Genomic DNA, 14,656 nt, shown 5'->3' on the forward strand with positions numbered 1-14,656 from the left:
GTCTTACGCGCGAATCGGCACGAAACGAGTGGTGAAGGCTTCACGGCTGCGGGAATAGAACAACGCACCGTCGGTGGCTTCGGAATTTTTCTTGCTGAACACCACGTCAATGCACGAAACCGGCGCTTTGGGGTCCTGGGTGAAGACCCGATAGAGCACCAGGTCCTCGCCTTCGTATGTGTTGGCCACGGCTTTGCTTTTGATCGACTTGCGATTGCCTTGGTCGTACCCCTTGACCACTTCGATGAAGGGTTGGCGGTCGACGCTGGCGCCGTCCCGCAGGATCGACACCGGCGACAACGTAACCAGGTGACCGTTGACCACATTGGCCCACACCCGGTTGTTGTAACCCGGCAGGTATTCGGTGGTGACTTGCGTATCCAGCGCCTGACCGCTGGCGAGGTTGAACACCTTGCCGCCTTCCCGCGGCCGGTCCGCCTCGCAACTGCTGGACGGCAGGTCACTGGCGTGAGCGCTGGTCACCAGGGCAAAGCCGGCTTTTTTCGGCGCAATGGTTTGCCCCAGGGTCCAGCGGGATTCGCTGGCCGGTTGGCCGCCGAAATCGACCAGGGCGGTTCCCACCTCGGCAGGTTTGCTCTGCTCGGTGGATTTGGCCGCGATGCTGGGTTTTGTTTTGCGCACGCTGGCGACGGTGCGGGCAGGCTCGGTCGAGGTGCCGTGCGCCAGGTACTTGGTGTTGTTTTGTTCGGCATTGACACGCTTGACCAGCATGTTGCGGTCGGTCACTTCGACAATTTCAACCCGACGGTTCTTGCCGCGTTGCTGGCTGTCGCTGTTGTCGGCGACGGGCCGGGAAGCGCCCGCGCCCTGGAAAAACATGCGCTGTGGGGCGATACCTTGCTCGGCGAGAATGGATGCCACGGCGCGGGCGCGCTGCTCGGAAAGCCGTTGATTGGTGGTGGCGCTGCCAGTGGCATCGGTGTGCCCCACGACCAGAATCGCCGCCTGGGTATTCTGCCCAGGCTTAGGCGCAAAGGCTGCCGCCAGCTTTCGCACCTGCCGCTGGCCATCCGCGCTCAACTGGGCGCTGCCGGTGGCGAACATGCCTTCGTCCTGCACCTGGGCGACGATGCCCGCTGCTGTCGGTGCCGGCGCGCGGGCAGTGCCGGTGGCCACTTCTTGGCTCTGTAGCGTTTGCACCTGGATATTCAGGTTTTCTTCCCGGGCGACTCGCTCCAGCTCCTGCAAACGGTTCTGCCACAGGTTGCCCGCCACACAGCCAGCGGCGCCGCCGACACCGCCCCCCACGAGGGCTTTTTTCGCATCGCCCGTAATCGCATACGTCAGGCCCGCACCGATCAGCGCACCACCGGCACAGCCGATCGCCGTGCCATAGTTTTTGCCGGCGTCGTTGAGCGTTGCACAGCCACTCAGCGCAACAGCACCGGCAAGCAGACTGATTCTTCGAGTAATGGAAGTCTTCACGTGATGGGTTCCGGCCTTTATAAAAAAAGAGCCGCCGACCCACTGCCAACGCCAGAAAGGCGTCAGCGGCATCATCCATGAACAGGCCCTGCACTCACTTCTAATTGAAAATCAGAGCGCGCGGAATTTGATCACGTCAGTAGTGGCATTTCAACACTGTTTGTAACTCTTTATTTTCCAGGATCAGAGCCCCGTCCATTATCAGGCCTATAGGAAGCTGACGAGGCGAGCGAGGGCGGTGACGACGAAACATTCTTCACACACCAAACCGGCTGCGATACTCGCTGGGCGCTAGGCCGGTGATTTTCTTGAAGGTGGCGCGAAACGCGCTGGGGTCCTGATAGCCCACGGTCCAGGCGATATGGTCGATGGTGCCGTTGGTGAACTCGAGCATTTGCCGGGCTTTGCCCACTCGCAGGTGCTGGCAGTATTCGGTGGGTTTCAAACCCGTCGCGCCGCGAAAGCGCCGCAGGAACGTGCGTTCTTCGAGGCCGGCTTCCTGCGCCATCGCCGCCACCGAGACATCCACCGCGCCACTGGCTTGCAACCAGTGCTGCACTTTCAGGATCGCGCCGTCGCCATGCCCGAGAATCGGCGCAAAGTTGCTGCCGCACTGGCTGGCGCTGTCGCTGTGTTCGATCACCAGAAAGCGCGCCGTGTCCGCCGCAACGCTCGGCCCCATGAGGCGGTCGACCAGGCGCAGGCCCAGTTCGGACCACGCCATCAGCCCGGCGGTGGTGATCAGGTCGCCGTCATCGACGATCGGCTTATCCGCTTCCAGACGCACCGCAGGGTAATGCTCTGCGAACGTACTGGCGGAAGACCAATGGGTGGTGGCGCTGCGCCCGTCCAGCAAACCACTGCGCGCCAGCATGATCGAGCCGATGCACACGCCACCGAGCACGGTGCCCGCCGCGTGTTGTTGGCGTAGCCATTGCAACAACGCGGGTGGCGTCTGTTGCTCGGTGAATTCGCCAATCGACGGTGGCACCAGCACAGCCATCAGCGGTTGGCCGGGGCCGGGATGGCTGGCGAATACGCGCGCGGGCGTACCATCTGCCGCCACCTGCCAATGGCTGACCCGCAGCAGCGGCAATTGCGCGGATTGGTGCGCGGCAGCGATCCGGTTGGCCACCCCGAACAGATCGGTCAGGCCATGCACCGCCGCCAGTTGCGCGCCCTGATAGATCAACACACCCAACTCGATGATCGAGCGTTCCACGGCCATTGTCAGTTTTCCCCCTGCTATTGTCGGTGCAGCCAATCCCCGGTCGGTGCGCCAGCTACGATACTGGCGCCCATCAACCCATCACGAGGCAACACACATGGCCAAGCAAGCGCTCATCCTAATCGATATCCAGAATGACTACTTCCCCCACGGCAAGTGGCCGCTCGACGGCGTGGAAGCCGCGGCAGACAAGGCCGCGCAGGCGCTGCAGGCATTTCGCCAGGCGGGCGATGCAGTGATTCATGTGCGCCATGAGTTCACCTCGGAAGGTGCACCGTTCTTCACCCCAGGCTCCGAAGGCGCGCATCTGCACCCCAAGGTGCTGAACGAAGGCAGTGAGCCGGTGGTGCTTAAACATTTCGTGAATGCGTTTCGCGAAACCCAACTGCGCACCGTGCTGGAACAACGCAGCATCACTGACCTGGTGGTGGTCGGCAGCATGAGCCATATGTGCATCGACGCCGTGGTACGGGCGGCGGCGGACCTCGGTTACAAGGTCACCGTGCTCCATGACGCCTGCGCCACGCGGGATCAGGAGTTCAACGGGCAAGTGATTCCGGCGGCGCAGGTGCATGGGGCGTATATGGCATCGCTGGCATTTGGGTATGCGAGCGTGGTGTCGACGCAGGAATACTTGCAGGCGCAAGCGGCGGCCTGACCGCCACGTGCGGGCGTGGGGCTAGCGGGTTGCGATGATGAACAGGCGCGGGAAAGGCAGCAGCACGGTGCCATCAGCCAGGGCCGGATAAGCCTGGGTAATTCGCGCCTGATAGTCCTGCAGGAAAGCGGCTTTTTCGTCGTCACTCAACGGTGCGAGGAACGGCCGCAATGCCGAGGCCTTGAACCACTCCACCACAGCCGCGTGATCCGCCAGCGGGTGCAGGTAGGTGGTGCGCCACACGTCGACGGCGCTGCAGTGTTTGCTCAGCAGTTCGTAGTAATAGCTCGCCGTGTGCCGTTCATTGTGTTTGACCGCGCCGATCCTGGCGGACCATGGGCCATCGGCGGCGACTTCACGCGCCAGCCGATGGGCGGGCTCGTCGAGGTTGTCCGGGGTTTGCACCGCCAGGGTTCCGCCGGAGGTCAACTGGCTGACCAGGTGCGGGTAAAGCGTGGCGTGGTCCGGCAGCCATTGCAGGGAAGCATTCGCCAGGATCACATCGAACGGTTGCGCCGGGCTCCAGGCGCCGATATCCGCCCGTTCGAAGTTCAGCGTCGGCAGGCGCTTGCGGGCGTCGGCCAGCATGTCGTCGGAGCTGTCCATGCCGGTGACGCGAGCCTGCGGAAAACGCTCGGCCAACACTTGCGTGGAATTACCGGGGCCGCAGCCCAGGTCGACGGCGGTTTGCACCGCGGTATTGGGAATGGCCGCGACCAGATCACGGACGGGGCGTGTGCGCTGTTGTTCGAACAGCGTGTATTGCTTGGCGGACCAGGTCATCGCGGCGTTCCTTGTGTTTAAAGGTTGGCCACAGCCTAAATCGTGTGAGCCGCGAGAACAAACGCCAGGGATCACCTTACCATCGGAAGATGCCAACGCCCTTACGCAGCGCGCGCAAAACCGAACTAAGATCAGATTAGACCTGCACGAGCCAAGTCCTCTGCGGGTCGTTAATACCCATGCCAGCGTAGTGTCTACGGACGGTTTTCTGGCCTTCACCGCCAAGTCTGTACACGTCAATGGAGCTACGCCATGACTTATCTGACAACTCGCGAAGGCAACGAGCTTTACTATAAGGACTGGGGCAGCGGCCAGCCTGTTATGTTCTGCCACGGCTGGCCACTGAACAGCGACAGCTGGGAATCGCAAATGCTGCATTTCGCCAACAACGGTTTTCGCGCCATCGCGCATGACCGCCGAGGGCATGGCCGCTCAAGCCAGCCGTGGGGCGGCAATGACATGGACCACTACGCGGACGACCTGGCGGAACTGATTGAGCACCTGAATCTGAGCAACGTGATCCTCTTCGGTTTTTCCACCGGAGGCGGTGAAGTTGCACGCTATATCGCTCGTCATGGCACTTCGCGCGTGGCCAAAGCCGGCTTGATCTGCGCGGTAACGCCATTGATGCTGAAAACCCCCAGTAACCCCCAAGGGACGCCGATCGAAGTTTTTGACGGGATGCGTGCCGACTCTATTGCCAACCGTTCGCAGCTCTACCTTGATCTGGCCAGCGGCCCTTTCTATGGATTCAACCGGGTAGGCGTCAAACCCTCGCAAGGCTTGATCAATTCATTCTGGATGCAGGGTGTAATGGGAGGGCACAAAAATACCTTCGACAGCATCAAGGCATTTTCTGAAACCGACTTTCGGGATGACCTGAAGCATTTCAATATCCCCACGCTCATTATCCATGGGGGCGACGATCAGATCGTGCCGATCCAGGCGTCAGCCTTGGAAAGCAAACGCCTCATTCCAGACGCCCAGTTGTTGGTGTATTCAGGCGCCCCTCATGGGTTGACCGACACTCACAAGCAGCGGGTCAACGCCGATATGTTGCGCTTCGCGCAGTTTTAGACGATGTAAGGCGCATAAAAAACCGCGCGGCCTTGTCGGCGGCGCGGTTTTTTTAGTTTGCTGCGGGGTGCGTTGGTATGGCCTAGAACGGAATATCGTCATCAAAGCTGTCGAAATCCGCAGCCGGTTGCGGAGCGGCCTGCTGTGGCGCTGGGCGCGACTCACGCTGTGGTTGCTGGCTTGGCTGCGGACGCGACTGCTGTGGACGCGGTGCCGAGTTGGACATGCCGCCCTGGCCCTGTTGGTCGCCCTGTGGACGGCCGCCGAGCAGTTGCATGGTGCCTTGCATGTCGACCACGATTTCAGTGGTGTAACGCTTGATGCCGTCTTTTTCCCACTCGCGGGTCTGCAGTTTGCCTTCGATGTAGACCTGCGAACCTTTGCGCAGGTATTCACCGGCGATCTCTGCCACTTTGCCGAACATCGACACACGGTGCCATTCGGTTTTCTCGACCTTCTGGCCGGTCTGCTTGTCGGTCCACTGTTCGCTGGTCGCCAGACTCAGGTTGGTCACGGCGTTACCGTTAGGCAAGTAGCGAACTTCGGGATCCTGGCCGCATGTACCGACCAATATGACTTTGTTAACCCCACGGGCCATAACGTTCTCCTAAGCTGGGCGCGCTGTCGGCACTGGGTTGACCAGTTGCTCGAGCGTCGCGCGATCCAATAATTCGGTGTCCAATTTGATGTAGATGGCGGCTTCTTCAGCAATAACCACAGCATCGGTAACCCCTGTAACGGCCTTAAGGCGCTCGGCCAAGCCAGCTTCGCGTATCGCTTCAGGCGATAACGGCAAGCGCAGACTCGTCACATAGGGAGGTTCGCGCATGGTAACAGCAAAGGCTAGCCAGAGGGCAGCCAGACCTGCGCATCCGAGGAACACAACCGACAAACCGCCGTGCTGGAACATCCAGCCACCCATGATGCCGCCCAGTGCAGAGCCCAGGAACTGGCTGGTGGAATACACCCCCATCGCCGTGCCCTTGCCGCCGGCCGGTGAAACTTTACTGATCAGCGAAGGCAGCGAAGCCTCCAGCAGGTTGAACGCGGTGAAGAACACCACCGTACCGATTACCAGCGCCCGCAGGCTGTCGCCGAACTGCCAGAAGAATAGCTCAGTGAGCATCAGCGTCACGACGGCGCCGAGCAAAATTCGTTTCATTTTGCGTTTCTTCTCGCCATAGATGATGAACGGGATCATGGCGAAGAATGAAATCAGCAGCGCGGTCAGGTAGACCCACCAGTGTTGTTCCTTGGGCAACCCGGCTTTTTGCACCAGGGCCAGGGGCAAGGCCACGAAGCTGCACATCAGCATCGCGTGCAACACGAAGATACCCAAATCCAGGCGCAGCAGGTCCGGGTGCTTGAGGGTCGGCAGCAGCGCCTGGCGCGCGACGCCGGATTCACGGTGCTGCAGAGTGCCGGTGGAACGCGGCACCATGAAGGCCACGATCACGATACCGAACAACGCCATGCCGCCGGTGGCCAGGAACAGCCCGTGCAAACCGAAGGCGCGGGTCAGCAACGGGCCGACCACCATCGCGACGGCGAACGACAGGCCGATGGTCATGCCGATCATGGCCATGGCCTTGGTGCGGTGTTGTTCGCGGGTCAGGTCCGACAGCAAGGCCATGACCGCTGCGGAAATCGCGCCGGCGCCCTGTAGGACACGCCCGGCAATCACGCCCCAGATCGAATCGGACTGGGCCGCGAGTACGCTGCCGAGGGCAAACACGATCAACCCGAGGTAGATCACCGGGCGGCGGCCGATGCGGTCGGAAATGATCCCGAACGGAATCTGGAAAATTGCCTGGGTCAGGCCATAAGCGCCAATGGCCAGGCCGATCAGGGCGGGGGTCGCGCCTGCGAGATCCATCCCGTAGGTCGCCAGCACCGGCAACACCATGAACATGCCAAGCATACGGAAGGCGAACACCAGGGCCAGACCGCTTGCTGCTCGGGTCTCGCCGCTACTCATGCGTTCGCTGTGGGGATCGTGCATGGAAAAACCTCGTGTGAACCGGCGGCGATTCTACCAGTCCCATCGATTGAGAGGGTATATGCGGCGGTTTGCCGCGCAGGTTTCATGTAAGGCTGCACCTGGCACCTTGACAGTGTATATTCATCCAGTCTTTAGCCGTATACTCCGGCATTATTTACGCCCGCCGTGCGAGGCCATCTTGGACAAGATCCTGATTCGTGGGGCTAGAACCCACAACCTGAAGAACATCGACCTGACCCTGCCCCGGGACAAACTGATCGTCATCACCGGTTTGTCCGGGTCCGGCAAATCGTCGCTGGCGTTCGACACGCTGTACGCCGAAGGCCAGCGGCGCTATGTCGAGTCGCTGTCGGCCTATGCCCGCCAGTTTCTGTCGATGATGGAAAAGCCCGACGTCGACACCATCGAAGGCCTGTCGCCGGCAATTTCCATCGAGCAGAAGTCGACTTCCCACAACCCGCGCTCCACCGTGGGCACCATCACCGAGATCTACGACTACCTGCGCCTGCTGTATGCGCGCGTCGGTATCCCGCGCTGCCCGGACCACGACATCCCGCTGGAAGCCCAGACCGTCAGCCAGATGGTCGACCTGGTGCTGGCCCAGCCGGAAGGCGCCAAGCTGATGCTGCTGGCGCCGGTGATTCGCGAGCGCAAGGGTGAACACCTTTCAGTGTTTGAAGAACTGCGCGCGCAAGGTTTCGTGCGTGCGCGGATCAACGGCAAGCTGTACGAGCTGGACGAAGCGCCGAAGCTCGACAAGCAGAAGAAGCACTCGATCGATGTCGTGGTCGACCGCTTCAAAGTACGCGCCGACTTGCAGCAGCGCCTGGCGGAATCCTTCGAGACAGCCCTGAAGCTGGCGGACGGTATCGCCCTGGTCGCGCCGATGGACGACGAACCGGGCGAAGAGATCATCTTCTCCGCACGCTTTGCCTGCCCGATCTGTGGCCACGCCATCAGCGAGCTGGAACCCAAGCTGTTTTCCTTCAACAACCCGGCCGGCGCCTGCCCGACCTGCGATGGCCTGGGCGTGAAGCAGTTTTTCGACATCAAGCGCCTGGTCAATGGCGAGCTGACGCTGGCGGAAGGTGCGATACGCGGCTGGGACAGGCGTAACGTCTATTACTTCCAGATGCTCGGCTCATTGGCCTCGCACTATAAGTTCAGCCTGGAAGTACCGTTCAACCAACTGCCGGCGGATCAGCAGAAGGTCATTCTCAACGGCAGCGGTTCGCAGAACGTCGACTTCAAATACCTCAACGACCGTGGCGATATCGTCAAGCGCTCGCATCCGTTCGAAGGCATCGTGCCCAACCTCGAACGCCGCTACCGCGAGACCGAGTCGGCGAGCGTGCGGGAAGAACTGGCCAAGTTCCTCAGCACCCAGCCCTGCCCGGATTGCCGAGGCACCCGCCTGCGCCGTGAGGCGCGGCACGTATGGGTTGGCGAGAAGACCCTGCCGGCGGTGACCAACCTGCCGATTGGCGACGCCTGTGAATATTTCGGCGTACTCAAGCTGACCGGACGCCGTGGGGAGATTGCCGACAAGATCCTCAAGGAGATTCGCGAGCGCCTGCAGTTCCTGGTCAACGTCGGCCTGGATTACCTGTCGCTGGACCGCAGCGCCGATACCTTGTCGGGCGGTGAAGCCCAGCGCATCCGCCTGGCCAGCCAGATCGGCGCCGGTCTGGTGGGCGTGTTGTATATCCTCGATGAGCCGTCGATTGGCTTGCACCAGCGCGATAACGATCGCCTCCTGGGCACGCTGAAACACCTGCGGGACATCGGCAACACGGTGATCGTGGTCGAGCACGACGAAGACGCGATTCGCCTGGCCGATTATGTGGTCGATATCGGCCCGGGCGCTGGCGTGCATGGTGGGCATATCGTCGCCCAAGGCACGCCTGCCGAGGTGATGGCTCATCCAGACTCGCTGACCGGCAAGTACCTGTCCGGGCGCGTGAGGATTGAAGTGCCGTCCAAGCGCACGCCACGCAACAAGAAGATGGCGTTGCACCTCAAGGGCGCGCGCGGCAACAACCTGCGCAATGTCGACCTGGAAATTCCGCTGGGTCTGCTGACCTGCGTGACGGGTGTTTCCGGCTCGGGCAAGTCGACGCTGATCAACAACACGCTGTTCCCGTTGAGCGCCACCGCCCTGAACGGCGCGACCACGCTGGAAGCGGCAGCACATGACAGCATAAAGGGCCTGGAGCTCCTCGACAAAGTGGTCGATATCGACCAGAGCCCGATTGGCCGTACCCCCCGCTCCAACCCGGCGACCTATACCGGGCTGTTCACGCCCATTCGCGAGTTGTTCGCCGGCGTGCCGGAATCCCGCTCGCGGGGCTACGGGCCGGGCCGGTTCTCGTTCAACGTCAAGGGCGGGCGCTGCGAAGCGTGCCAGGGCGATGGCTTGATCAAGGTGGAGATGCACTTCCTGCCGGACATCTACGTGCCGTGCGATGTGTGCAAGAGCAAGCGCTACAACCGCGAAACCCTTGAGATCAAATACAAGGGCAAGAACATCCACGAAACCCTGGAGATGACCATCGAGGAAGCGCGGGTGTTCTTCGACGCGGTTCCGGCGTTGGCGCGCAAGCTGCAGACGCTGATGGATGTGGGCTTGTCGTACATCAAGCTGGGGCAATCGGCGACCACGCTGTCCGGTGGTGAAGCGCAACGGGTCAAGCTGTCCCGTGAGCTGTCCAAGCGCGATACCGGTAAAACCCTGTATATCCTCGATGAGCCGACCACGGGCCTGCACTTCGCGGACATTCAGCAATTGCTGGATGTGTTGCACCGCCTGCGTGACCACGGCAACACCGTGGTGGTGATCGAGCACAACCTGGATGTGATCAAGACCGCCGACTGGCTGGTCGACCTCGGGCCGGAAGGCGGTTCCAAGGGCGGTCAGATCATCGCGGTAGGTACACCGGAGCAGGTCTCCGAGATGCCGCAATCGCACACGGGTTACTACTTGAAACCGTTGCTCGCGCGCGACCGGGCCTGATTTATCCGGCCCAATAAAAAGCCCCTGTCACTTCAACGGTGACAGGGGCTTTTTTACAGCCGGGAATCAGAACTGCGATTGCAGGTAATTCTCCAGGCCGACCAGCTTGATCAGGCCCAGCTGCTTTTCCAGCCAGTAGGTGTGATCTTCTTCGGTGTCGGCCAACTGCACGCGCAGAATTTCACGGGTGACATAGTCGTTGTGCTGCTCGCACAGCTCGATGCCCTTGCACAGCGCGGCACGGACCTTGTTCTCGAGGCGCAGGTCAGCGGCGAGCATCTCAGGCACCGTTGTGCCTACGTCCAAGTCGTCGGGACGCATGCGTGGCGTGCCTTCGAGCATCAGGATACGGCGCATCAGTGCGTCGGCGTGCTGGGTCTCTTCTTCCATCTCGTGGTTGATACGCTCGTAGAGCTCGGTAAAGCCCCAGTCTTCGTACATACGCGAATGGATGAAATATTGGTCACGAGCCGCGAGTTCGCCCGTCAGCAACGTGTTGAGGTAATCGATTACGTCGGGGTGACCTTGCATCGCCCTACATCTCCCTGCTTGAAAGTCTTTAGTTTGAACCATGCTGACCCATAGGTCACGGAGCCAACGGCAGAAAAGTGAAGATTTCCTGAGAAAAGCGGCTGAATTAACGCAAAAACCGCCCAAATGAGGGCGGTTCTACTTATCGTTTAGAGTCAGTTAATCGATACACCCAGCGCCTTTGCGATTGCTTCTCCATAAGCCGGATCGGCTTTGAAGAAGTGCTGCAACTGACGCTGGACCACATCACTGGAAACCCCCGCCATGGCGCCGGCGATGTTGCCGGTGAGCAAGGCTTTCTGCTCATCGTTCATCAGGCGGAACAGCGCACCGGCGTGGCTGTAATAGTCGGTGTCTTCGCGGTGATCGTAACGATCCGCGGCACCGCTCAGGGCCAATGCGGGCTCGGCGTACTGTGGCGCTTGTTTCGGCGCGTCGGCGTAGCTGTTTGGCTCATAGTTGGGCGCCCCACCGCCGTTGCTGCCGAAGGCCATCGAGCCATCACGCTGGTAGCTGTTGACCGGGCTACGTGGGGCATTCACCGGCAATTGCTGGTGGTTGGTGCCGATACGGTAGCGGTGGGCATCTGCGTAAGCGAAGACGCGACCTTGCAGCATGCGGTCCGGCGACAGGCCAACACCCGGGACCATGTTGCTCGGGCCGAACGCCGCTTGTTCCACTTCGGCGAAGTAGTTCTGCGGATTACGGTTGAGCTCCAGTTCACCGACTTCGATCAGCGGGAACTCCTTCTGCGACCAGGTTTTGGTCACGTCAAAGGGGTTCTCGTAATGTGCGTTGGCCTGGGCCTCGGTCATGATCTGAATGCAGACGCGCCATTTCGGGAAATCCCCGCGCTCGATCGCACCAAACAGATCGCGCTGTGCGTAATCAGGGTCGGTACCGGCCAAACGTGCCGCCTCGGCCGGTGCCAGGTTCTTGATGCCTTGCTTGGTCTTGTAGTGCCACTTCACCCAGTGCCGCTCGCCCTTGGCGTTGATCAAGCTGTAGGTGTGGCTACCGAAGCCGTGCATGTGGCGGTAACCGTCAGGGATACCACGATCGGAAAACAGGATGGTGACCTGGTGCAGCGCCTCCGGGGAGTGCGACCAGAAATCCCACATCATCTGCGCGCTTTTCAGATTGCTTTGCGGCAGGCGTTTTTGAGTGTGGATGAAATCAGGGAACTTGAGTGGGTCGCGGATGAAGAACACCGGGGTGTTGTTACCGACGATGTCCCAGTTGCCTTCTTCGGTGTAGAACTTCAAGGCAAAGCCACGAGGGTCGCGCTCGGTATCCGCCGAACCACGTTCGCCACCGACCGTGGAGAAACGCAGAAAGGTCGGCGTTTGTTTACCAACGGCCTCGAACAGCTTGGCGCTGGTGTACTGAGTAATGTCCCGGGTGACGGTGAACGTGCCGTAAGCACCCGAACCTTTGGCGTGTACGCGACGCTCAGGGATGTTTTCGCGGTTGAAGTGAGCGAGCTTCTCGATCAGGTGAAAATCATCGAGCAACAACGGGCCACGCGGGCCGGCGGAACGGGAGTTCTGGTTGTCCGCCACGGGAGCGCCGCTGGCGGTGGTAAGAATTTTGTTCTGGCTCATGTTCAATCTTCCTCAGGTCGGACTTGGAACTGCCGGCTAATCGGCTTGCAGTGAGTATTGATCATCAACATGACGTCTACAAATTCATTAAATTGTGGACATCAATAGAAAATTACTACCAATACACCCGACGCCCATAATGCCGCGGCCAGATCGATGCACGCTTGTATCCATGGCGCTTTTCTTACGCGCACAAAAAACCGGGCGCTAGGCCCGGTTCTTCGTTACAGACTGTCGTCTTACTCGGCGCTTACAGCTTCGCCGGCAGTAGCACGATCAACCAACTCGACATACGCCATAGGCGCGTTGTCGCCAGCGCGGAAACCGCACTTGAGGATGCGCAGGTAGCCACCCTCACGGGTAGCGTAACGCTTGCCCAGGTCGTTGAAGAGCTTACCAACGATAGCTTTCGAACGAGTACGGTCGAAGGCCAGACGGCGGTTAGCCAGGCTGTCTGTCTTAGCCAAAGTGATCAGCGGCTCAGCAACGCGACGCAGTTCTTTAGCTTTCGGCAGTGTAGTTTTGATCAGCTCGTGCTCGAACAGCGACACCGCCATGTTTTGGAACATGGCCTTACGGTGCGAGCTGGTACGGCTCAGGTGACGTCCACTTTTACGATGACGCATGGTTCATTCCTTACCAAACTCACGTTCGGTGATTACGACGATCAGGCAGTCGCCTTGTCGTCCTTCTTAAGACTTGCAGGCGGCCAGTTGTCGAGGCGCATGCCGAGGGACAGACCGCGGGAGGCCAGAACGTCCTTGATTTCAGTCAAGGATTTCTTGCCCAGGTTCGGAGTCTTCAACAGTTCTACTTCGGTACGCTGAATCAGGTCGCCGATGTAGTAAATGTTTTCCGCCTTAAGGCAGTTAGCCGAACGTACAGTCAGTTCCAGATCGTCAACCGGGCGAAGCAGGATCGGATCGATCTCGTCTTCCTGCTCGATTACCACTGGTTCGCTGTCGCCTTTGAGGTCGACGAACGCAGCCAACTGCTGTTGCAGAATGGTTGCAGCGCGACGGATAGCCTCTTCAGGGTCCAGAGTACCGTTGGTTTCCAGATCAATAACCAGCTTGTCCAGGTTAGTACGCTGCTCGACACGGGCGTTTTCCACCACGTATGCGATACGGCGAACCGGGCTGAACGAAGAGTCAAGCTGCAAGCGACCAATGCTGCGGCTTTCGTCTTCATCGCTCTGACGCGAGTCGGCCGGTTCATAACCACGACCACGAGCTACAGTGAGCTTCATGTTCAGGGCGCCGTTAGACGCCAGGTTAGCGATTACGTGATCGGGGTTAACGATCTCGACATCATGATCCAGCTGAATATCGGCAGCGGTAACCACCCCCGAACCCTTCTTCGACAAGGTCAGCGTAACTTCGTCACGGCCGTGCAGCTTGATAGCCAGACCTTTAAGGTTCAACAGGATTTCAATTACGTCTTCCTGTACACCTTCGATGGCGCTGTACTCGTGGAGCACACCGTCAATCTCGGCCTCGACTACTGCACAGCCGGGCATTGAGGACAACAGGATGCGGCGCAGCGCGTTGCCCAGGGTGTGGCCAAAACCACGCTCGAGAGGCTCGAGTGTGATTTTGGCGCGGGTTGGACTGACAACCTGCACATCAATGTGGCGGGGTGTCAGGAACTCATTTACCGAAATCTGCATGGATGCACCTATTTTCTAGCCCTTACTTGGAGTAGAGCTCGACAATCAGGCTTTCGTTGATGTCGGCGGACAGATCACTGCGAGCTGGAACGTTCTTGAAAACGCCCGACTTCTTCTCAGTGTCTACTTCTACCCATTCTACGCGGCCACGTTGGGCACACAGATCGAGAGCTTGGACAATGCGAAGTTGGTTTTTTGCTTTCTCGCGAACAGCGACCACGTCACCAGCACGAACCTGGTAGGACGGAACGTTTACGGTCTGGCCGTTAACGCTGATCGACTTGTGCGATACCAGCTGACGGGATTCGGCACGAGTAGAACCAAAGCCCATACGGTATACAACGTTGTCCAGACGGCATTCGAGCAGTTGCAGCAGGTTTTCACCGGTTGCACCTTTCTTGCCAGCAGCTTCTTTGTAGTAGCCGCTGAACTGACGCTCGAGAACGCCGTAGATACGACGGACCTTCTGCTTTTCACGCAGTTGGGTGCCGTAATCGGACTGGCGACCGCGGCGTTGGCCGTGGATACCAGGTGCTGCTTCAATGTTGCACTTCGATTCGATCGCGCGCACGCCGCTCTTCAGGAAGAGATCGGTGCCTTCGCGACGAGCGAGTTTGCATTTTGGACCAATGTAACGAGCCATTC

13 protein-coding genes are annotated in these 14,656 nt (G+C 59.8%); 3 read left to right on the top strand and 10 right to left on the bottom strand.

The annotated features are described in order from the left end of the window. Positions 1-3: 3 nt before the first annotated feature. Both LQ249_RS28035 and LQ249_RS28040 read right to left on the bottom strand, forming a co-directional pair. Positions 4-1,446, bottom strand: coding sequence for an OmpA family protein (locus tag LQ249_RS28035; protein ID WP_218168448.1), 1,443 nt, complete (start codon positions 1,444-1,446; stop codon positions 4-6). A 256-nt stretch (positions 1,447-1,702) separates the two neighbouring features. Further along, the gene (locus LQ249_RS28040; RefSeq protein WP_046482562.1) at positions 1,703-2,674 is read right to left on the bottom strand and encodes a GlxA family transcriptional regulator; all 972 of its coding nucleotides are present in this window, start codon (positions 2,672-2,674) and stop codon (positions 1,703-1,705) included. Positions 2,675-2,771: 97 nt separating this feature from the next. On the opposite strand from LQ249_RS28040, the gene LQ249_RS28045 reads away from it, so the two are divergent. Then, positions 2,772-3,332: a cysteine hydrolase family protein gene (locus LQ249_RS28045; protein ID WP_126586797.1), complete on the top strand. Its 561-nt coding sequence runs from the start codon at positions 2,772-2,774 to the stop codon at positions 3,330-3,332. 21 nt (positions 3,333-3,353) lie between these two features. Here the strand turns inward: LQ249_RS28045 and tam are convergent, their stop codons facing one another. Further along, a complete protein-coding gene (gene tam, locus LQ249_RS28050; protein WP_046381880.1) occupies positions 3,354-4,115 on the bottom strand; it encodes a trans-aconitate 2-methyltransferase in 762 nt (253 codons plus the stop codon). 252 nt (positions 4,116-4,367) lie between these two features. Here tam and LQ249_RS28055 point away from each other — a divergent pair, with 252 nt between their 5' ends. Further along, positions 4,368-5,192: an alpha/beta fold hydrolase gene (locus LQ249_RS28055; RefSeq protein WP_057005471.1), complete on the top strand. Its 825-nt coding sequence runs from the start codon at positions 4,368-4,370 to the stop codon at positions 5,190-5,192. Between the two features lie 82 nt (positions 5,193-5,274). Here the strand turns inward: LQ249_RS28055 and LQ249_RS28060 are convergent, their stop codons facing one another. Together LQ249_RS28060 and LQ249_RS28065 are read right to left on the bottom strand one after the other, a co-directional pair. Further along, positions 5,275-5,790 carry a single-stranded DNA-binding protein gene (locus tag LQ249_RS28060; RefSeq protein WP_017849542.1) on the bottom strand — a complete coding sequence of 172 codons (516 nt, stop codon included), beginning with the start codon at positions 5,788-5,790 and terminating at the stop codon, positions 5,275-5,277. 9 nt (positions 5,791-5,799) lie between these two features. Continuing rightward, positions 5,800-7,194 carry an MFS transporter gene (locus LQ249_RS28065; RefSeq protein ID WP_046381879.1) on the bottom strand — a complete coding sequence of 465 codons (1,395 nt, stop codon included), beginning with the start codon at positions 7,192-7,194 and terminating at the stop codon, positions 5,800-5,802. A 178-nt stretch (positions 7,195-7,372) separates the two neighbouring features. Between LQ249_RS28065 and uvrA the strand changes: the two genes are divergently transcribed. After that, on the top strand, positions 7,373-10,207 hold the full coding sequence (gene uvrA, locus LQ249_RS28070; protein WP_017849544.1) for an excinuclease ABC subunit UvrA: 2,835 nt from the start codon (positions 7,373-7,375) through the stop codon (positions 10,205-10,207). 66 nt (positions 10,208-10,273) lie between these two features. On the opposite strand, the gene bfr is transcribed toward uvrA, so the two are convergent. The 5 genes from bfr to rpsD form a co-directional block, all read right to left on the bottom strand. After that, entirely contained in the window at positions 10,274-10,738 is a 465-nt protein-coding gene (gene bfr, locus LQ249_RS28075; protein ID WP_017848805.1) for a bacterioferritin, read from the bottom strand. Positions 10,739-10,893: 155 nt separating this feature from the next. Then, complete coding sequence (locus tag LQ249_RS28080; protein WP_017848804.1) at positions 10,894-12,342, bottom strand: catalase; 1,449 nt, start codon at positions 12,340-12,342, stop codon at positions 10,894-10,896. 239 nt (positions 12,343-12,581) lie between these two features. Further along, the gene (gene rplQ, locus LQ249_RS28085) at positions 12,582-12,968 is read right to left on the bottom strand and encodes a 50S ribosomal protein L17 (protein ID WP_003176402.1); all 387 of its coding nucleotides are present in this window, start codon (positions 12,966-12,968) and stop codon (positions 12,582-12,584) included. Between the two features lie 41 nt (positions 12,969-13,009). Beyond that, the gene (locus LQ249_RS28090; RefSeq protein WP_003176403.1) at positions 13,010-14,011 is read right to left on the bottom strand and encodes a DNA-directed RNA polymerase subunit alpha; all 1,002 of its coding nucleotides are present in this window, start codon (positions 14,009-14,011) and stop codon (positions 13,010-13,012) included. A gap of 22 nt (positions 14,012-14,033) precedes the next feature. Next, on the bottom strand, positions 14,034-14,654 hold the full coding sequence (rpsD, locus tag LQ249_RS28095) for a 30S ribosomal protein S4 (RefSeq protein ID WP_003176404.1): 621 nt from the start codon (positions 14,652-14,654) through the stop codon (positions 14,034-14,036). Positions 14,655-14,656 lie beyond the last annotated feature (2 nt).

Origin of the sequence: Pseudomonas sp. 7-41 (assembly GCF_021233075.1) — a bacterium.
In the GTDB taxonomy this organism is placed as follows: Bacteria; Pseudomonadota; Gammaproteobacteria; order Pseudomonadales; family Pseudomonadaceae; genus Aquipseudomonas; species Aquipseudomonas veronii.